The sequence below is a fragment of the Algoriphagus aestuariicola genome, from assembly GCF_017254835.1.
Classification (GTDB): domain Bacteria; phylum Bacteroidota; class Bacteroidia; order Cytophagales; family Cyclobacteriaceae; genus Algoriphagus; species Algoriphagus aestuariicola.
On the sequence record NZ_JAFKCW010000036.1, the window covers coordinates 1 to 359 of the forward strand.

The window sequence follows — 359 nt, forward strand, 5'->3', positions numbered from 1 at the left end:
CGTGCGGGCCAAAGAATTTGTAGGCGGAGCACACCAGGAAGTCACATCCCAACGCCTGCACGTCGATCAGGTTATGCGGCGCGTAATGAACGGCGTCGACATACACCTGCGCGCCCACCCGATGCGCGGCTTCAACGATGGTTTTGATATCGACGATGCTGCCGGTGACGTTGGACGCGTAGCTGACCGCCACCAGACGCGTGTTGGCGTTGATGCGCGCGCACACTTTTGCCGCGTCGAGAGAACAATCGGCGCTCTCCAGCGCTATCTGATGCACCACGGCGCCTTTGTCGGCGGCGGCCTGCTGCCAGCTGGAGACGTTGGCGTAGTGATCCAGCGCGGTGACGATGACCTCATCG

The 359-nt window shown here is 61.8% G+C and carries 1 protein-coding gene; it reads right to left on the minus strand.

The window, feature by feature from the left end:
- Positions 1-359: aminotransferase class V-fold PLP-dependent enzyme (locus J0A67_RS23565; protein WP_206571672.1), on the minus strand; the 359-nt coding region annotated here is incomplete at both ends.